Consider the following 19,366-nt stretch of genomic DNA (forward strand, 5'->3'; position numbering starts at 1 on the left):
CTGTCACCTGGTCACTGCCGACTGGCCGGCGTGGCACAATACGTATCGTCATTTTGGAAATATTTCCATTAATCGTGCAGCGATCCGCTCCAGCGGGCGAATTTCCATCGCCGCGTCTATCGCGGCCGCAGCCTTGGGCATGCCGTACACGGCACTGCTGTGTTGGTCCTGAGCAATGGTCAGGAAGTTCTGCTGGCGCATCAGTTTCAGGCCCTGGGCGCCATCGCGTCCCATGCCGGTCAGCAGCACGCCTACCGCGTCACCTCGCCAGTAGCGGGCCACGCTTTCAAAAAACACGTCGATCGAAGGCCGGTAGATCTCGTTTACCGGCTCGGCAGTGTAGGCCAGGGTGCCATTCTTGAGCAGGCGGAGGTGGTGGTTGGTGCCTGCCAGCAACACCTGCCCGGGTTGTGGCGGCTCACCTTCGCAGGCCAATCGCACGGCTAAGCCCGAAGCGCTGCTGAGCCATTCGGCCATGCCTGCGGCGAACACCTGGTCAACGTGCTGGACCAGCACGATGGCGGCAGGGAACGCCTGCGGCAAGCCCTTGAGCAAGATTTCAAGCGCCGCCGGGCCGCCCGCTGACGAACCGATGGCCACCAGCCCTGGACGCTGCGCCACCTTAGGCGAAGGCGCATCAATAGGCCGTGGCGTGTTGCTGCGCTGCTGGCCAATCAACCAGCCGATATTGAGGATCTTGCGCAGCAGCGGCGCGGCCGCTTCCCTGGGATCACCGGCACCCAGGGCCGGGGTATCGACCACATCCAGCGCACCGTGCCCCATGGCTTCGAATACCCGGTGGACGTTCTGCTGGCGATCCACCGTGACGATCACGATGGCGCAGGGTGTCTCGGCCATGATCCGCCGGGTCGCCTCGACGCCATCCATGACCGGCATGATCAGGTCCATCAGGATCAGGTCCGGCGTTTGTTCGGCGCACAGCTTCACTGCCTCTGCGCCATTGCTGGCGACCCAGATCACCTGATGCATGGGTTCGAACGCCAACGCCCGGCGCAGCGCCTCCACGGCCATGGGCATGTCGTTGACAATAGCGATCTTCATCCCTGGGCTCCCCCGATCAACTCAACCACAGCATCGAGCAAGGCATCATCGTGGAAACTGGCCTTGGCCAAATAGTAGTCGGCTCCTGCATCCAGTCCACGGCGGCGATCTTCTTCACGGTCCTTGTAGGAGACCACCATGACCGGCAGCGTCTGCAGACGGTTGTCGCGACGCAGCAAGGTGACCAGCTCGATACCATCCATTCGCGGCATGTCGATGTCGGTGATCAGCAGGTCGAAGTCCTCGCTGCGCAAGGCGTTCCAACCATCCATGCCATCGACCGCGACTGCCACCTCATAACCGCGATTACTCAGCAGCTTGCGCTGCAGCTCGCGCACGGTCAGCGAGTCATCGACCACCAGGATGCGCTTGCGTGCCGCCTCGCGGGTATTTCGCTGACCACGCTCGATGCGCTCAAGGCGACCGGTGCTCAAGAGCTTATCGACCGATCGCAACAAGTCTTCAACGTCGATGATCAACACTACGCTGCCATCATCGAGCAGGGCACCGGATGAAATATCCTGAATCTTGCCCAACCGCGGATCGAGCGGCATCACCACCAGCACGCGCTCGCCGATCAGACGCTCGACCGCCACACCATAGAGCATCTCGCGCTCGCGGATGACCACCACTTTGATCGTTTGCCCGTTTGTCTGGCTCGGCGGACGATTGAGCAATTGGCTGGCCGCAACCAGGCCGATGTGCCGGCCTTCGTGCCAGAAGTGCTGACGCCCTTCGATCTGCACGATGGCCTCAGCCGGCAGCTCCAGGGTGCGCTCGATGTGCGCCAGGGGGAAGGCATAGGCCTCGGCGGCAACCTCGACCACCAGGCTGCGCACCACCGACAGGGTCAGCGGCACTTCCAGGTGGAAACTGCTGCCCTGACCACTGGTCTGGGTCAACACGATCGAGCCGCGCAGCTGGCGGACCATATGCTGCACCGCGTCCAGACCAACGCCACGTCCGGAAACTTCGGTGACCTGGTCGCGCAGGCTGAAGCCTGGCAGGAACAGGAAGGTCAGCAGCTCCGCTTCGCTCATCTGCGCCACGGTTTCGGCCGGCGACAGTTGGCGCTCGATAATACTCTGACGCAATCGCTGCAGATCAACGCCACCACCATCATCGCTCAGTTCCAGCACCAGCAAGCCGGCCTGATGCGATGCCCGCAAGCGGATATGCCCTTCCTGCGCTTTGCCAGCCAGCAGCCGTTGCTCAGGCAGTTCGATACCGTGGTCGACGGCGTTGCGCAGCAAGTGGGTCAATGGGGCTTCGAGTTTTTCCAGGACATCGCGATCAACCTGGGTCTTCTCGCCTTCGATCTCCAGGCGCACCTGCTTACCCAGCGAACGTCCCAGGTCGCGGACCATCCGGCTCTGCCCGGTGAGCACATCGGCAAACGGCCGCATGCGGCAGGCCAGGGCTGTGTCATAGAGCAATTGTGCGCGCTGACTGGCCTGCCAGCCGAACTCATCCAGGTCGGCGGCCTGTTGCAGCAGAAGCTGCTGGGTTTGTCCCAGCAGTTGCTGGGCCTGGGCCAGAGCTTCCTGTACTTCCGGGCTCTGGCCGCTTGCTTGCAGCTGGCTATTGAGTCCATCGAGGGCACGAACGCTTTGGCTATGCATGCGTTTAAGGCGCTGCAAGGTAGCCAGATACGGTTTGAACCGCTGGGTTTCGACCAGCGCCTTGCTCGACAGGTCGAGCAAGCTGTTCAAGCGTTCGGCCGTGACCCGCAGGATCCGCTCGCCAGCTTCACCGGTGCGTTTACCCTTGCGCTGGGTCGGTGCCCCGGGTTCGGCGTCGAGCAGTACCGGCTGCTCGATCACAGGCTCCGCCATCACCGCCGCTGGCTCAAGCCCGGGCATCGGTAGCGGGGTCACAACCGTCGACGTAGCTGCAGGGTCCAGCAGCCCGGCCATCTGCACGAGAAATGCCTGTACCGCAGGCTCAATGCTCGCATCGCCAGGGGTGGCGATACGCATCAACAGGTCAGTGCCTTGCAGCAAGGCATCGATATGCTCGGCACGCAGCCGTAACCGGCCTTCCTGGGCACCGACCAGGCAATCTTCCATGACATGGGCAACGCTGACGCCGGCATCGACGCCGACAATCCGCGCCGCGCCCTTGAGCGAATGGGCCGCACGCATGCAGGCTTCCAACTGATCGGCCTGGGTCGGATTGCGCTCCAGCGCCAGCAGGCCGGCACTGAGCACCTGGGTCTGGGCCTCGGCCTCCAGGCTGAACAGTTCGAGCAGCGACACATCGCACATTTGCTCTGGGGTCATGAAAGGCTCCGGTTCACAGCAGACAGCACTTGTTCTTCATCCAGCACCCGCACACTGCGTCCGCGCCACTGCAACACAGCGGCGGTAAAGCGCGCTTCGCCCTGATCATGCACCAGACGCTCGGGCTCCAGGCCGTGAATACCATCCACTTCATCCGCTCGCACCACCACCGAACCACCGGCTGCAGCGATGATCAGCATGCGCGGCATGATCCGCGCCGATGCGCTGCCACTGCCGAGCACTTCCAGGCCCAGCAGATCGGCCAGCGACAGACACGGCACCAGGGCCCCGCGCACGTTGGCTACGCCCTGTAGCGCCCGCGAACGTTGGTGAGGCAACGAATGCACCGGCTGCACCGGGGCCACCTCGACCAGGCAACGGGTCGCCAGAGCCAGCCATTCCTCACCCAGACGGAACAACAGCATCGAACGACCGCTGCCCTCTTCCTGCACCTGTGCCTGCTCATGGGCATCCTGAGACAGCGAGTAACGGTCCAGCAGGCGAGTCGCGGCGCTCGCATAGACAGCACAATTGCGGCAGTGGATATGTTCGGCCAGCAGCGGACAGCTTTTATCACCGCGCACACCGATACGGTTCCAGCAATCATCAATGCGGGCGGCATCAGCGGCAACGACTTGCACCTGTTGGTCTGCGATCATTGTTCAGACTCCCGGTCAGCTCGCCGTGCAGCGCGCTCCTGCAGGCGGCGGGCGCCAGCGATATCGCCCTGGGACGCGAGCAATGCCGCCAGGTGCGCCAAGGCTTCAGCATGCTGCGGATCGAGGTACAGCGCCTTACGGTAATGGCTGAGCGCCTCGCCGGTGTCGCCTGCAGTGTCACTGAGCAAGCCCAGCCAGTAGAACGCCTGGGCATGCGGCGGGTATTGCTGCAGATAGCGGGTACACGCGGCCTGAGCTTCGGCGCTGCTACCGGCATTGGCCAACCGGGCGATCTGCACCAGCAGTTCAGCACTGCTGTCAGGCGCTGTGGGTCGGGACGCAATTGACGCGGCAATCACATTGAACTTGCGTGCTGGCACTGGCGAGGGGCGCGGTAAAGTGCTGGGTGCTGCAGACAGCGACGCAATTGTCAGCGGTTTGCTGTTGAATACAGGTTCGGTTTCAGTCTGTCGTACATAAGCAAAAGACTGGGCGACACCAAGCGGGCGCATGCCCATACGCGCCAGCAGACTACCTTCGGCCGGGCCGATGAACAGTACACCCTGCTCATGGATCAGCCGCTTGAGCACTTCGAATACCCGTTGCTGGGTTGGCAGATCGAAATAGATCAGCAGATTGCGGCAGAACACAAAGTCATAACTGCCCGCCTGAGCCTTCAATGCAGGGTCGAGCACATTCCCTATCTGCAACTTGACCTGTTGGCGCACACGCTCATGAACAATGTGGCCGTCGTCGCTTTGGTCAAAATGCCGCTGGCGAAAATCCAGGTGCGATCCACGAAAGGAATTGCGCCCATACAGCCCCTGCTCGGCCCGGTTGATCGACAGCGGGCTGATGTCCATGCCATCGACCCGGAACGAGTTCCCGGCAATGCCGGCGTCAAGCAAGGTCATGGCGATGGAATAAGGCTCCTCACCGGTGGAGCACGGCAGGCTGAGGATACGCAGCGGCCGCGCCCCGGCCAGCTCGGCCAGACGCTGGCTGGCCAGGCCAGCCAGCGCCGAGAACGATTCTGGATAGCGAAAGAACCAGGTCTCCGGAACAATCACCGCTTCGATAAGCGCCTGTTGCTCCGCCGTCGATTGTTGCAAGCGCAACCAGTAGTCATCCAGGTCGTAGGCATCCAGTGCGGTGCAACGCTGGCGTAGCGCACGCTCGACCAGCGGCGCACCGACCGAGGCGACATCCAGACCGATGCGCTCTTGCAAGAAACGGAAAAAATGCTGTTGGTTGCTCATTGCGGCTCCTGACGCTCACCTGCCTGGTGCTCAGGCAAGGGGTACAGCAGCGCCCGCACGGTGTCGCTGAGCAGGTCCTGCACGCTGATGCGTTGCACCAGCCCATGGGCATCCTCACGCACCGGCCCCAGGTAGGGCGCCTGCTGATTGTCCAGGCCGTAGGGCTGAAACGCTTCGGGCAGGCAACGCAAGGTGTCGGTGGCCTGTTCAAGGATCAGACCCAGTAACAGTCCTGGCCGTAGCGGTTCGCCCCGGTAGTGCACCAGCACCAGTCGGGTACTGGTACGTACCGGTGCCGGCAACCCGAAACTCAAGGCACCGACGTCGATCACCGGGACCAGCGCGCCGCGATGAGCCAGCACCCCGGCCACCCAGTCCGGTGCTTGCGCGATAGGTTTTAGCGGCAAGCGCGGCAATACTTCGACGACTTCATGGGCGTCGAGGGCATAGCGATGCTCACCGATTCTGAACAACAGGTGCAAGGTCCCGTGAGAACTTACACCCTGGCTGCGGCGGGGCTGAAGGTCGGTCATCGGCGGGTCAGACTTTGAACCGCGATACACCGCCACGCAGACCGCTTGCCACCTGACTCAACTCATCGATGGCAAAGCTGGCCTGACGCAGCGACTCCACCGTCTGGCTGCTGGCATCACCCAGCTGCGCCAGGGCGTGATTGATCTGTTCGGCACCGGTGGCCTGGGCCTGCATCCCCTCATTGACCATCAGCACCCGCGGCGCCAGGGCCTGAACCTGATGGATAATCTGGCTTAGTTGCTCACCGACCTGCTGCACTTCGAACATGCCACGGCGCACCTCTTCAGAGAACTTGTCCATGCCCATGACCCCAGCAGACACTGCCGACTGGATCTCGCGGACCATCTGTTCGATGTCATAGGTGGCCACGGCGGTCTGGTCGGCCAGGCGCCGGACTTCGGTGGCCACCACGGCAAAGCCGCGGCCGTATTCGCCGGCCTTTTCCGCCTCGATGGCGGCATTGAGCGAGAGCAGGTTGGTCTGATCGGCGACCTTGACGATCGTCACCACCACCTGATTGATGTTGCCCGCCTTCTCGTTGAGGATCGCCAGCTTGTTGTTGACCAGGTCGGCTGCGCCCATCACCTGGTGCATGGTCTCTTCCATGCGTGCCAGACCTTGCTGACCGGAGCCAGCAAGGGTCGACGCCTGGTCGGCGGCCGAGGTGACTTCGGTCATGGTTCGCACCAGGTCACGGGAGGTGGCAGCGATTTCCCGCGAGGTGGCGCCGATTTCGGTGGTGGTGGCGGCGGTTTCGGTGGCAGTCGCCTGCTGTTGCTTGGAGGTGGCAGCGATCTCGGTCACCGAAGTGGTCACTTGCACCGAAGAACGCTGGGCCTGGGACACCAGGTTGGTCAACTCGCCCATCATGTCGTTGAAGCCGGTTTCCACGGCGCCGAACTCGTCCTTGCGCTCCAGATTCATGCGCACACTGAGGTCACCGCTGCTGAGTTTGTCCAGGGCATGCACGATACGTTGCATGGGCGCAGTGATGGCACGCATCAGCAGCAAGCCACAAATGGTGGCGGCAATAATCGCCAGGACCAGGGAGATGATCATGCTGACCTTGGCCATGATTACCGCAGCGACAATCGAGTCGGCCGCCTCCTCGACCGAATGCCGATTGTGCTCGATCACACTGTTCAGGTGTTTGCGGCCAGTGACCCAGGCCGGCGTCAGCACATCGCCAATCAATTGCCGGGCTTGGGCGTAGTCCTTGCGAGCATAGGCTTCAAGCACCGTATCGATGGCCTTGGCATAGGCATCCTCGAGGCGGCCGAACTCATCGAAGCTGGCCTGATCGTCGAGATCCCGGATAGTCGCCTGATAGCTGGCCATGTACTGCTTGAGGCGATCTTCGAAGTCCTTGTACTGCGCCTTGTCGGTCGCAGTGAGTTCACGCTGCCCACTCAGGCCCACCAGTTGCTGGGTCAACACATAACTGTCGACCCAGGCACTGCGAATCATCGAACTGTAGTAAACCCCGGGGATGCTGTCGGCCCGCACCGCTTCCTCATCGGACTCGATGGTCACCAGGCGCGAATAGGCCGCGACCACCATCAACAGCATGATGGCGATAACCACGGCGAAGCTCGCCAGGATCCGTTGGCGCAAGGTCCAGTTTTTCACAGTCAGCCCTCAAGTGTTCTACGCGAGCAGAAAAATGGGGCAGAGTATAGCCCAGGCACTATGGGCTTTTGCGGCTGACTTTCAAGCTGGATAGAGGCAAGTTGGCCTCATCCTGGCCACTTGCCCGTAATCATTGAGCGTTGGCCTGTTTCAGCTGATTTTCCAGCTCGATTTTCAACGCCGGATCGAGCTTGAGCTGACGGGCCAGTTCGTCCAGGTAAGCCCGCTCCATGAAATGTTCCTCGTCAACCAGCATGACGCTGGCGATGTACATCTCGGCGGCCATTTCCGGCGTGCTGGCAGCACGCGCGACATCGGCCGGATCCAGCGGTTTGTTGAGCTCGGCGTGCAGCCAGTGCTGCAGTTGCTGGTCGTTGGAAAGTTTGACGAATTCGCCCTCGATCAATGCCCGTTCGCGCTCGTCAACATGGCCATCGGACTTGGCCGCAGCCACCAGGGCCTTGAGAATTGCCTGGCTGTGCTGTTCGACCTGGGCAGGCGGTAGGCGATCGAGGGTCTGCGGTTCAGCCGGCGCCGTGGTGCCCTGCTTGGCCTGCCAATTGCCGTAGGCCTTGTACGCCAGTACCCCAAGCGCCGCCAGGCCGCCGTAGGTCAGGGCTTTGCCACCGTATTTGCGTGCTTTTTTGCTGCCCAGCAGCAGGCCCATGGCGCCTGCCGCCAAGGCCCCGCCACTGGCGCCGGAAAGCAGACTGCCCAGGCCACCACCGCCTTTGCCACCGAGCAGATCACCAAGGCCGCCGGTTGCGCCGGATTTACCGGCAGCACTTTTACCCGTCTGGTTCTGCAGCAGGTCCTGACCGGATTTGAGCAGTTGATCGAGCAAGCCACGGGTGTTCATCGGGCACCTCCAAGGACGGTAAATAAACGCCAAGAGTACTGCGGCAAGCTGAAGCCAGGCTGAATGCATTTGCTTCCAGATGTTGCCCGCACTGTGCCAAAAACGACACGGCTGAACCCGCAGTTGGAACAGACCTGAATATCAGCACTACGCTTAACGTGATGTGCCAGCGCTTTCATGACTGCCCCGCTCATAATTTGAACAAGAGGGAACACCATGCTCGTGAACAAGACCGCCTTGCTCAGCACCCTGAGCACCGCCTTGCTGGCCAGCGCCAGCCTGCAGGCCGCTGAACCGCTGAAAGCCGTAGGTGCCGGCGAAGGCCAACTGGATATTGTCGCCTGGCCCGGCTACATCGAGCGCGGTGAAAGCGACAAGGCCTACGACTGGGTCAGCGGTTTCGAGAAGGAAACCGGTTGCAAGGTCAGCGTCAAGACCGCAGCCACCTCCGACGAGATGGTCAGTTTGATGACCAAAGGCGGTTACGACCTGGTCACCGCCTCAGGTGACGCCTCGCTGCGCCTGATTGCCGGCAAGCGCATTCAACCGATCAACACTGCGCTGATCCCGAACTGGAAGAACCTCGACCCGAGGCTCAAGGACGGCGCCTGGTATGTGGTCAACAACCAGGTATACGGCACCCCCTACCAGTGGGGCCCCAACGTATTGTTGTACAACACCAATGTGTTCAAGCAAGCGCCCACCAGCTGGGGCGTGGTGTTCGAGCCGCAGAACCTGCCGGACGGCAAGCCGAACAAAGGACGGGTGCAAGCTTACGACGGGCCGATCTACATTGCCGACGCGGCGCTGTACCTGAAGTCGGCCAAGCCGGAGCTGGGCATCGTCAACCCTTACGAACTCAACGAAACCCAGTACAAGGCAGTGCTCGACCTGTTGCGTCAACAACAGCCGCTGATCCATCGCTACTGGCATGACGCAACCGTGCAAATGAGCGATGTGAAAAACGAGGGCGTGGTCGCTTCCAGCTCCTGGGGCTACATGGTCAACACCCTGAAGGCCGACAAACAGCCAGTGTCGTCGACCATTCCCAAAGAAGGCGCCACGGGCTGGGCCGATACCACCATGCTGCACGCCGAGGCCAAGCACCCCAACTGCGCCTACAAATGGATGGACTGGTCGTTGCAACCCAAGGTCCAGGGCGACGTGGCCGCCTGGTTCGGTTCGCTGCCTGCGGTACCGGCAGCCTGTACCGGCAGCGAGTTGCTCGGCGCCGAAGGCTGCAAGACCAATGGCTTCGACAACTTCGACAAAATCGCCTTCTGGAAAACCCCCCAGGCCGAGGGGGGCAAATTTGTGCCTTACAGCCGCTGGACCCAGGACTACATTGCGATCATGGGTGGCCGTTAGGGCCCTGTCGCGGGGCAAGCCCGCTCCCACAATGGGGGTTCTGTGGGAGCGGGCTTGTCCCGCGATTTAGTCTAGAGACTGGGAGCACCGCACATGACCCTTGCAGTCCAGTTCACCGATGTTTCCCGCAGCTTTGGCGAGGTCAAGGCCGTCGACCGGGTGTCCATCGACATCCACGACGGCGAATTTTTCTCCATGCTCGGCCCCTCAGGCTCGGGCAAAACCACCTGCCTGCGCCTGATTGCCGGCTTCGAACAACCCAGCGCCGGTTCCATCCGTATCCACGGTGCTGAAGCGGCCGGATTGCCGCCGTACCAACGTGATGTCAACACGGTATTCCAGGACTACGCCCTGTTTCCGCACATGAACGTGCTCGATAACGTCGCCTACGGTCTGAAGGTCAAGGGTGTGGCCAGGCAGGAGCGCCTGGCCCGGGCTGAGGAAGCCCTGGCCATGGTGGCCCTGGACGGTTACGGGCAGCGCAAGCCGGCGCAGCTGTCCGGCGGCCAGCGCCAGCGTGTGGCCCTGGCCCGGGCACTGGTCAACCGCCCGCGCGTGCTACTGCTCGACGAGCCCCTGGGCGCGCTGGACCTGAAGCTGCGCGAACAGATGCAGGGCGAGCTGAAAAAACTGCAGCGCCAGTTGGGCATCACCTTCATTTTCGTTACCCACGATCAGACCGAAGCACTGTCGATGTCCGACCGGGTCGCGGTGTTCAACCGCGGCCGTATCGAGCAGGTCGATACACCGCGCAACCTCTATATGAAACCGGCCACCACCTTTGTTGCCGAGTTCGTGGGTACCTCCAACGTGCTGCGTGGCGAGCTGGCGGCGCAGTTGAACGGCAGCCAACTGCCCTTCTCGATTCGCCCGGAACATATCCGCCTGGGCGAGCAACCCGCCGCCAGCGATGAAGTCCAGATCAGCGGCCTGCTGCACGATATCCAGTACCAGGGCAGCGCCACCCGCTACGAGCTCAAGCTCGACAATGGCCAATTGCTCTGTGTCAGCCAGGCCAACAACCAATGGCAGCAGCACGCCACGCCCTGGCAGACCGGCCAACGCCTGCAGGCTCGCTGGGCACGGGAAGCGATGACCTCTCTGCAGGAAACAGTCTTGAACGAGGGGCAGTAGATGAGCCTGGCCCTGCGACGCTTCTCCAATCTGCTCTATCGGCGTCCCAATCTCTACCTGGCGCTGTTGCTGATCCCGCCGCTGATCTGGTTCGGGGCCATCTACCTAGGGTCGTTGCTGGGTCTGCTCTGGCAGGGCTTCTACACCTTCGACGATTTCACCATGGCGGTCACCCCGGAGTTGACCCTGGCCAACTTCGCCGCCCTGTTCAAACCGTCGAACTTCGACATCATCCTGCGCACGCTGAGCATGGCCATTGCCGTGTCGATCGCCAGCGCCACCCTGGCGTTTCCGATCGCCTACTACATGGCCCGCTACACCAGCGGCAAAACCAAGGCATTTTTCTACATCGCGGTGATGATGCCGATGTGGGCCAGCTATATCGTCAAAGCCTATGCCTGGACCTTGCTGCTGGCCAAAGGCGGCGTGGCACAGTGGTTCGTCCAGCAGCTCAATCTGGAACCGCTGCTGCAGTTCATTCTCGGCGTTCCCGGAGTCGGCGGCAGCACCCTGTCAACCTCGCACCTGGGGCGCTTTCTGGTGTTTGTCTACATCTGGCTGCCGTTCATGATCCTGCCCATCCAGGCCTCACTGGAACGCCTGCCGCCATCGCTGCTGCAAGCTTCGGCGGACCTCGGCGCCAAGCCCCGGCAAACCTTCATGCAAGTCATCCTGCCGCTGTCGGTGCCAGGCATTGCCGCCGGCTCTATCTTCACCTTCTCTCTGACCCTGGGCGACTTCATCGTGCCGCAACTGGTCGGCCCGCCTGGCTACTTCATTGGCAGCATGGTCTACGCCCAGCAAGGCGCGATCGGCAACATGCCGATGGCCGCAGCCTTCACCCTGGTGCCGATCGTGCTGATCGCCATCTACCTGTCCATGGTCAAACGCCTGGGGGCTTTCGATGCACTCTGAACAAGCGTCCTGGGGCCTGCGCCTGGCGGCCTGGGGTGGATTGGTGTTCCTGCACTTCCCGATCCTGATCATCTTTCTGTATGCCTTCAATACCCAGGATGCGGCGTTCAGCTTCCCGCCGCAGGGCTTTACCCTGAAGTGGTTCAGCGTGGCCTTTTCCCGGCCCGATGTGCTGGAATCAATCAAGCTGTCGCTGCAGGTTGCCTGCCTGGCCACGCTGATTGCCCTGGTGCTGGGCACTCTGGCATCGGCGGCGCTGTACCGGCGCAGCTTTTTTGGCAAGGAAAGCATCTCGCTGATGCTGATTCTGCCGATCGCCCTGCCCGGGATCATCACCGGTATCGCCCTGCTTTCGGCGTTCAAGACCCTGGGCATCGAACCGGGCATTTTCACCATCGTCGTTGGCCACGCGACGTTCTGTGTGGTGATCGTCTACAACAACGTCATCGCCCGCCTGCGCCGCACTTCCCACAGCCTCATCGAAGCCTCCATGGACCTCGGCGCCGACGGCTGGCAGACCTTCCGTTACATCATCCTGCCCAACCTCGGCTCGGCCCTGTTGGCGGGCGGCATGCTGGCCTTTGCCCTGTCGTTCGATGAAATCATCGTCACCACCTTCACCGCCGGTCACGAGCGCACCCTGCCGATCTGGTTGCTCAATCAGCTCAGCCGGCCACGGGACGTGCCGGTAACCAATGTGGTCGCCATGCTGGTCATGCTGGTGACCATGCTGCCGATCCTCGGCGCCTATTACCTGACCCGCGGCGGCGAAAGCGTTGCCGGCAGCGGCAAATAACATTAGGAGAACTTGAATCATGCAAACCCGACTGCTGATCAATGGCCAACTGGTTGCTGGCGAAGGCAACGCGCTGGCGGTACTCAACCCGGCGCTGGGCAGCGTGCTGGTGGAGATCAACGAGGCCAGTGTGTCTCAGGTCGATGCCGCCGTGCGTGCCGCCGACCATGCTTTCGAAAGCTGGTCGCAGACCACGCCCAAGGAACGTTCGCTGCTGTTGCTGAAACTGGCGGACTGCATTGAGGCCCATGGCGAGGAGCTGGCCCGGCTGGAATCGGACAACTGCGGCAAACCCTATGCCGCCGCGCTCAACGACGAAATCCCGGCGATTGCCGATGTGTTCCGCTTCTTCGCCGGCGCCACCCGCTGCCTGGGCGGATCGGCCGCCGGCGAATACCTGCAGGGGCATACTTCGATGATCCGCCGCGACCCGCTTGGCGTAGTCGCCTCCATCGCCCCCTGGAACTACCCGCTGATGATGGTCGCCTGGAAGATCGCCCCGGCCCTGGCAGCCGGCAACACGGTGGTGCTCAAGCCTTCGGAACAGACACCGCTCACCGCATTACGCCTGGCGCAACTGGCCGCTGGGCTGTTTCCCGCGGGCGTCCTGAATATCCTCTTTGGCCGTGGACCGAGTGTCGGCACGCCGCTGGTCACCCACCCGAAAGTGCGCATGGTGTCGCTGACCGGTTCTATCCCCACCGGGGCCAACATCATCGCTGGCACCGCCGAGAGTGTGAAGCGCATGCATATGGAACTGGGGGGCAAGGCCCCGGTGATCATCTTCGACGATGCCGATATCGATGCCGCCGTTGAAGGCATCCGCACCTTCGGCTTCTACAACGCCGGCCAGGACTGTACTGCGGCCTGCCGCATCTATGCCCAGAGCGGGATCTACGAGCAGTTCGTGGAAAAACTCGGCAAGGCCGTGGCCAGCATCAAGCATGGCCTGCAAAACGATCCGGGCACCGAACTGGGCCCATTGATCACCGCCCAGCACCGCGACCGGGTGGCAGCCATGGTCGAGCGCGCCATCGCCCAGCCGCATATTCGCCTGATCACCGGTGGTAAGGCGGTGGCCGGTAATGGCTTCTTCTTTGAACCCACGGTGCTGGCCGATGCACAGCAAGATGACGAAATAGTCCGCCGCGAAGTATTCGGGCCGGTGGTTTCAGTTACCCGCTTCGACGACGAGGCCCAGGCCCTGGCTTGGGCCAATGACTCGGACTACGGCTTGGCCTCCTCGCTCTGGACCGCTGATGTGGGCCGCGCCCATCGCGTCTCGGCACGCCTGCAGTACGGTTGTACCTGGGTCAACACGCACTTTATGCTGGTCAGCGAAATGCCCCACGGCGGCCAAAAGCACTCCGGCTATGGCAAGGATATGTCCCTGTACGGGCTGGAAGACTACACCTGCATTCGGCATGTGATGTTCAAACACTAAGGTAAGGAAACCTATGGAAATTACCCGACGCGACTTCATCAATGGTGTCGCTATCGGCATTGCAGCGGGCTTGACCCCGCTGCAACTGCTGCAGGCTGGAGAAAGCGGACGCTACTACCCGCCAGCATTGACCGGCCTGCGTGGCAGCCATGTCGGCGCCTTTGAAGTTGCGCACCAGATGGGCTGGGAGAAAAAGCGCTTCGCCACTGACGATCTGCCGGTCAGCGAGGAGTACGACCTGGTGGTGGTCGGTGGTGGTATCAGTGGGCTGTCGGCGGCGTTTTTCTATCGGGAAAAACACCCAGAGGCAAAAATCCTCATCCTCGAAAACCACGACGACTTTGGTGGTCACGCCAAGCGCAACGAGTTCAGCGCCGGTGGACGGATGATTATCGGCTACGGAGGCAGCGAAGCCTTCCAGTCACCTAACCACCTTTACAGCGCCGAGGTCAACGGCCTGTTGACAAAGCTCGGGGTGGATATCAAGCGTTTTGAAACGGCCTTCGATCGTAGTTTCTACCCGAGCCTGGGCCTGTCGCGCGGGGTGTTCTTCGACAAGGAGAACTTCGGTGAAGACAAACTGGTGACCGGTGACCCGACGCCCATGGTCGCCGACGATATTGCCCCCGGGCAACTCAATGCCCGTTCGATCCGCGACTTCATCAACGATTTCCCCCTGCCCGACAGCGACCGCAAGGCCTTGATCGACTTGCACGAAGCGCCCAGGGATTACCTGTCAGGCAAATCACTGGAGGACAAGACTGCGTACCTGGAGCACACCAGCTACCGTGACTTCCTGCTCAAGGACGTCGGTCTGTCGCCCACAGCAGTGAAGTACTTCCAGGGCCGCACCAACGACTTCATGGCCTTGAGCATCGATACCGTGGCCGCCGCTGATGCCTACTACATCGGTTATCCCGGCTTTACCGCGATGAACCTGGAGCCGATCAGCGAAGAAGCCCAGGCGGAAATGGAAGAGCCTTACATTTATCACTTCCCCGATGGCAACGCGTCGCTGGCACGCCTGCTGGTGCGCAGCCTGATTCCGACGGTGGCACAGGGCAAGGACATGGAAGATATCGTCCTGACCAACTTCGACTACAGCCGGCTCGACCGTAGCGGGCAGCCGGTGCGCCTGCGCTTGAACAGCACCGCAGTCAGCGTGCGCAATACCAATGGCGCGGTGAATATCGGCTACAGCCGTGGCGGACAATTGGCTCAGGTGCGCGCAAAACACTGCATCCTGGCTTGCTACAACATGATGATCCCGTACCTGCTGCGCGACCTGTCGCCAGAGCAGTCGTTTGCCCTGAGCCAGAATGTGAAGTTTCCGCTGGTGTACACCAAGGTCATCGTGCGCAACTGGCAGGCGTTCCAGAAGCTTGGTGTGCATGAAATCTACGCCGCCACGCAACCCTATAGCCGCATCAAACTGGACTACCCGGTAAGCATGGGTGGCTATGAACATCCACACGACCCGGCACAGCCTATCGGCCTGCACATGGTCTACGTACCGACCAGTCCTGATAGCGGCATGAACGGCCGTGACCAGGCACGTGCCGGGCGCGGGCGGCTGTATGGCACGCCATTTGAGACGCTGGAAAGCCAGTTGCGTGAACAGCTGCAGCGCATGCTCGGGCCTGGTGGTTTCGACCACAATCAGGACATTCTGGCGATCACCGTCAATCGTTGGCCGCATGGTTATGCCTGCTTTACCAACACCCTGTACGACGATCCTGATCAGACCGAACAGTGGATGGAACTGGCACGCAAGCCTGTGGGCAAAGTCAGCATTGCCAACTCGGATGCGGCCTGGAGTGCATATGCGCATGCGGCGATTGATGAGGCATGGCGGGCTGTTGGAGAACTGGCTTAGTTACGCATCGCGGGGCAAGTCGGAGCGGCGGTGCGGCGATCCGACTTGCCCCGCGATTCAATCACGCAGATCAGACTCGTGAATCGGCTGTTCACGACTGGTCGCGCGCTGGTACTGAGCCGGCCAGGTTGCCTTGTTGCCGCCCAGGTCATCGTCGGCGTGCAGCGGCCAATACGGATCACGCAACAGCTCTCGCGCCAGGAAAATGATATCGGCCTGCGCCGTGCGCAAAATGGTCTCGGCCTGCATCGGGTCTGTAATCATCCCCACCGTCCCCGTGGCAATCCCCGACTCTTCGCGGACCTTGGCAGCAAACTGGGTCTGGTACCCAGGCCCGGTGGGAATCTCGGCGTTCACCGAGGTGCCGCCAGAGGACACGTCGATCAGGTCCACGCCTAATTTGCGCAAGCGCTTGGCCAACTCCACCGTTTCATCCGGGTTCCAGCCATCTTCGACCCAGTCGGTAGCCGATAGCCGCACGAACACCGGCAACTCCTCCGGCCAGACTTCCCGCACCGCCTCAGTCACCTGCAAGGTCAGGCGAATTCGATTTTCGAAATTGCTGCCGTATTCATCACGTCGCTGGTTACTCAACGGCGACAGAAACTGATGCAGCAGATAGCCATGCGCCGCATGCACCTCAACCACCTTGAAGCCTGCTTTCAATGCACGATGCGCAGCGTCGACAAAGGCCTGAATCACTTCGTCGATCTGCGCTTTGGTCATTTCGACAGGCGCTGTGTGCTGCGGATCGAAGGCAATCTTTGACGGACCGATCGGCACCCAGCCGCCGTCTGCCGGCTTGACGCTGCCCTGCTTGCCCAACCAGGGCCGATAGGTGCTGGCCTTGCGTCCGGCATGCGCCAGTTGAATGCCGGGAACGGCGCCCTGAGCAATGATGAAACGGGTAATACGCTGCAGCGGCGGGATCTGCGCGTCATCCCACAGCCCCAGATCCTGGGCGGTGATCCGCCCGTCGGCAGTAACCGCCGTGGCCTCGGTGAAGATCAACCCGGCCCCGCCCACCGCGCGGCTGCCCAGATGGACCAGGTGCCAGTCATTGGCCAGGCCATCGACACTGGAGTATTGGCACATGGGAGAAACGGCGATACGGTTGGGCAGGGTCAGGTGGCGCAGGGTATAGGGTGCAAGCAGCAGACTCATGGGGCACCTCTCAAATCAAGTGGTAAGGCTCCAGATGGTTGACCGGCCGACCACAGAATCTTCCCCGCAGGTTCTTCGACCAATCATTCTGAGCCTAGACCACTTTGCCCCCTTGAGTTCAGCGCGGCTCGATATGCGCAATCATCAACTGCACGCTTTCCTGGCCACGGAACTCGTTGACGTCGAGCTTGTACGCAAGTTCGACCCAACGCACCGTCGGGTTGGGCCAGACCTCCCGATCGACACCAAAGGCGATGCCATCGAGCTTGACCGAGCCGCACTCGCTCTTGAGCACCACTTTCAGGTGCCGCTCGCCCACCACCCGCTGCTCGACCAACTGGAACACTCCGTGGAACAGCGGCTCGGGGAAGTGCTGGCCCCAGGGCCCGGCGTGACGCAGGGCGCGCGCCAGTTCCAGGTGAAATTCTTCAACCGCAAGGCTGCCATCGGACAGCAGGCGGCCGGTCAAGTCGTCTTCGCACAATTGCCTGCGCACTTCTTCGTCGAATGCCTGGGCAAAGGCCGGGAAGTTGTCGGCTGGCAAGGACAGGCCGGCAGCCATGGCATGGCCACCGAACTTGCTGATCAGTTGCGGATGCTGTGCCGCCACCGCGTCCAGCGCATCACGGATATGAAAACCTGGCACCGAACGAGCCGAGCCCTTGAGCATGCCTTCGCCTGCATCGGCAAAGGCGATGGTAGGCCGGTGGTAACGTTCCTTGAGGCGTGAGGCCAGAATACCGATCACCCCTTGGTGCCAGTCCTGCTCGAACAGGCACAGACCGAACGGCATCGACTCCAGTGGCAGATCCTTAAGCTGGGCCAGTGCTTCACGCTGCATACCCTGCTCGATCGACTTGCGATCCTGGTTCAACTCATCCAGTTGCCCGGCCATTTCCCGCGCCAGGCTGGGGTCGTCGCTGAGCAGGCATTCGATGCCCAGGCTCATGTCGTCCAGACGACCGGCGGCGTTCAGGCGTGGGCCGAGGATAAAGCCCAGGTCAGTAGAGGTGATACGCGCATGATCACGCCGGGCCACCTCAAGGATAGCCTTGAGCCCGGGCCGTGCCCGCCCTGCCCTGATCCGCTCAAGGCCTTGATGTACCAGGATGCGGTTGTTGGCGTCCAGGGGCACGACGTCGGCAACGCTGCCCAAGGCGACCAGATCGAGCAGTTCACCAATGTTCGGTTGTGGCGCATTGTCGTAGTGCCCGAGGCTGCGCAACCGTGCACGCAAGGCCATCAGCACGTAGAAAATAACTCCGACCCCGGCCAGCGCCTTGCTCGGGAACTCGCAACCGGGCTGGTTGGGATTGACGATGGCATCGGCTGCTGGCAGTTCATTACCTGGCAGGTGGTGATCGGTGACCAACACCTTGAGCCCGGCAGCTTTGGCCGCGGCCACACCCTCTACGCTGGAAATGCCATTGTCCACGGTGATCAACAGTTGCGGCTGGCGTTCCAGGGCAACCTCAACGATTTCCGGCGTCAGCCCATAGCCGTACTCGAAGCGATTGGGCACCAGATAATCGACATGCGCCGCCCCCAGCAGACGCAAGCCCAGCACTCCCACAGTGCTGGCCGTCGCGCCATCGGCATCGAAGTCGCCAACGATCAGGATGCGCTGGCGCTGGGCCAGGGCATCAATCAGCAGGTCCACCGCCGCGTCGATACCTTTGAGCTGCTGGTAAGGCAGCAGGCGCGCCAGGCTTTTGTCTAGTTCCGCCGCGCTGTGCACGCCACGTGCGGCGTACAGGCGGGTCAGCAACGGCGGCAGGTCGCCAAGGAACGGCAAGGTGTCCGGTAGAGGGCGAGGTTCGATACGCATAAATGTCAGCCGCGCTCGCCGAGCAACCACTGCAGCTGAACTTCATGCTGACCACGGTCGTCAGTGACGAAGATCGTGCCTTCACTGATCATCACGTCCCATTTGATTGCGCGTGGCATGTCTTTGGCCAGGGTTTCCAGCACTTCCTGCGGCACGGCAGCAATGTTCACGTTCTTCAGGTTCTTGATGGCAGGGACAACCTTGGTCTCCCACACGCGCAGGCTGCCATACGCCAGCAGGCTGGTACGTTCAGTGCGGCGCGAGCACCAGGTCAGGCGGTCGGCATCCGGCTGGCCGACCTCGATCCAGTGCAGCACACGGTCGTCCAGGCTCTTTTCCCACAAAGCCGGCTCGTCGACATCAGACAGGCCGCGACCGAATGCCAGCTGCTCGTTGTAGAACAGGGCGTAAGCCAGCAACCGCACAGCCATACGTTCTTCAGTTTCCGAAGGGTGACGGGCAATGGTTTGCTTGACACTTTCGTACACACCGCGATCGAGATCGGTGAGGTTCAATTCAAACTTGTAGGTCGTGGACGGCTGGGCCATGGCGGGCAT

Annotated in this window: 16 protein-coding genes; 6 read left to right on the plus strand and 10 right to left on the minus strand. The window is 61.7% G+C overall.

Annotated elements, in window-relative coordinates:
- Nucleotides 1–48: 48 nt before the first annotated feature.
- The 7 genes from C6382_RS19920 to C6382_RS19950 form a co-directional block, all read right to left on the minus strand.
- Nucleotides 49–1,062, minus strand: coding sequence for a chemotaxis response regulator protein-glutamate methylesterase (locus tag C6382_RS19920; RefSeq protein WP_107026059.1), 1,014 nt, complete (start codon nucleotides 1,060–1,062; stop codon nucleotides 49–51).
- The gene (locus C6382_RS19925; RefSeq protein ID WP_107026060.1) at nucleotides 1,059–3,344 is read right to left on the minus strand and encodes a hybrid sensor histidine kinase/response regulator; all 2,286 of its coding nucleotides are present in this window, start codon (nucleotides 3,342–3,344) and stop codon (nucleotides 1,059–1,061) included. The genes C6382_RS19920 and C6382_RS19925 overlap by 4 nt, the downstream gene beginning before the upstream one ends.
- The gene (locus C6382_RS19930) at nucleotides 3,341–4,003 is read right to left on the minus strand and encodes a chemotaxis protein CheW (protein WP_107026061.1); all 663 of its coding nucleotides are present in this window, start codon (nucleotides 4,001–4,003) and stop codon (nucleotides 3,341–3,343) included. Before C6382_RS19930 ends, C6382_RS19925 begins: the two co-directional genes overlap by 4 nt.
- Nucleotides 4,000–5,262, minus strand: coding sequence for a protein-glutamate O-methyltransferase CheR (locus C6382_RS19935; RefSeq protein ID WP_107026062.1), 1,263 nt, complete (start codon nucleotides 5,260–5,262; stop codon nucleotides 4,000–4,002). The genes C6382_RS19930 and C6382_RS19935 overlap by 4 nt, the downstream gene beginning before the upstream one ends.
- On the minus strand, nucleotides 5,259–5,795 hold the full coding sequence (locus C6382_RS19940; protein ID WP_107026063.1) for a chemotaxis protein CheW: 537 nt from the start codon (nucleotides 5,793–5,795) through the stop codon (nucleotides 5,259–5,261). The genes C6382_RS19935 and C6382_RS19940 overlap by 4 nt, the downstream gene beginning before the upstream one ends.
- 7 nt (nucleotides 5,796–5,802) lie before the next feature.
- Nucleotides 5,803–7,425 carry a methyl-accepting chemotaxis protein gene (locus tag C6382_RS19945; protein ID WP_107026064.1) on the minus strand — a complete coding sequence of 541 codons (1,623 nt, stop codon included), beginning with the start codon at nucleotides 7,423–7,425 and terminating at the stop codon, nucleotides 5,803–5,805.
- A 130-nt stretch (nucleotides 7,426–7,555) separates the two neighbouring features.
- Entirely contained in the window at nucleotides 7,556–8,284 is a 729-nt protein-coding gene (locus C6382_RS19950) for a tellurite resistance TerB family protein (protein WP_107026065.1), read from the minus strand.
- Nucleotides 8,285–8,500: 216 nt separating this feature from the next.
- Between C6382_RS19950 and ydcS the strand changes: the two genes are divergently transcribed.
- From ydcS to C6382_RS19980, 6 genes are all read left to right on the plus strand, one after another.
- Nucleotides 8,501–9,652 (plus strand): putative ABC transporter substrate-binding protein YdcS, encoded by a 1,152-nt coding sequence (ydcS, locus tag C6382_RS19955; RefSeq protein WP_107026066.1) that lies wholly within the window; start codon nucleotides 8,501–8,503, stop codon nucleotides 9,650–9,652.
- Nucleotides 9,653–9,745: 93 nt separating this feature from the next.
- Nucleotides 9,746–10,786 carry an ABC transporter ATP-binding protein gene (locus C6382_RS19960; protein ID WP_107026067.1) on the plus strand — a complete coding sequence of 347 codons (1,041 nt, stop codon included), beginning with the start codon at nucleotides 9,746–9,748 and terminating at the stop codon, nucleotides 10,784–10,786.
- On the plus strand, nucleotides 10,787–11,701 hold the full coding sequence (locus C6382_RS19965) for an ABC transporter permease (RefSeq protein ID WP_107026068.1): 915 nt from the start codon (nucleotides 10,787–10,789) through the stop codon (nucleotides 11,699–11,701).
- Nucleotides 11,691–12,497, plus strand: a complete 807-nt coding sequence (locus C6382_RS19970; RefSeq protein WP_107026069.1) for an ABC transporter permease — start codon at nucleotides 11,691–11,693, stop codon at nucleotides 12,495–12,497. The genes C6382_RS19965 and C6382_RS19970 overlap by 11 nt, the downstream gene beginning before the upstream one ends.
- 19 nt (nucleotides 12,498–12,516) lie before the next feature.
- On the plus strand, nucleotides 12,517–13,941 hold the full coding sequence (locus C6382_RS19975) for a gamma-aminobutyraldehyde dehydrogenase (protein ID WP_107026070.1): 1,425 nt from the start codon (nucleotides 12,517–12,519) through the stop codon (nucleotides 13,939–13,941).
- 13 nt (nucleotides 13,942–13,954) lie between these two features.
- Nucleotides 13,955–15,817, plus strand: a complete 1,863-nt coding sequence (locus tag C6382_RS19980) for an FAD/NAD(P)-binding protein (RefSeq protein ID WP_107026071.1) — start codon at nucleotides 13,955–13,957, stop codon at nucleotides 15,815–15,817.
- A gap of 57 nt (nucleotides 15,818–15,874) precedes the next feature.
- On the opposite strand, the gene C6382_RS19985 is transcribed toward C6382_RS19980, so the two are convergent.
- The 3 genes from C6382_RS19985 to C6382_RS19995 form a co-directional block, all read right to left on the minus strand.
- Nucleotides 15,875–16,981, minus strand: a complete 1,107-nt coding sequence (locus tag C6382_RS19985; RefSeq protein WP_107026072.1) for an NADH:flavin oxidoreductase/NADH oxidase — start codon at nucleotides 16,979–16,981, stop codon at nucleotides 15,875–15,877.
- 118 nt (nucleotides 16,982–17,099) lie between these two features.
- Entirely contained in the window at nucleotides 17,100–18,809 is a 1,710-nt protein-coding gene (gene recJ / locus C6382_RS19990; protein ID WP_107026073.1) for a single-stranded-DNA-specific exonuclease RecJ, read from the minus strand.
- A gap of 5 nt (nucleotides 18,810–18,814) precedes the next feature.
- Entirely contained in the window at nucleotides 18,815–19,357 is a 543-nt protein-coding gene (locus C6382_RS19995; RefSeq protein ID WP_107026074.1) for a YaeQ family protein, read from the minus strand.
- Between the last annotated feature and the right edge of the window lie 9 nt (nucleotides 19,358–19,366).

This window comes from Pseudomonas sp. BBP2017 (assembly GCF_003024385.1).
Classification (GTDB): Bacteria; Pseudomonadota; Gammaproteobacteria; order Pseudomonadales; family Pseudomonadaceae; genus Aquipseudomonas.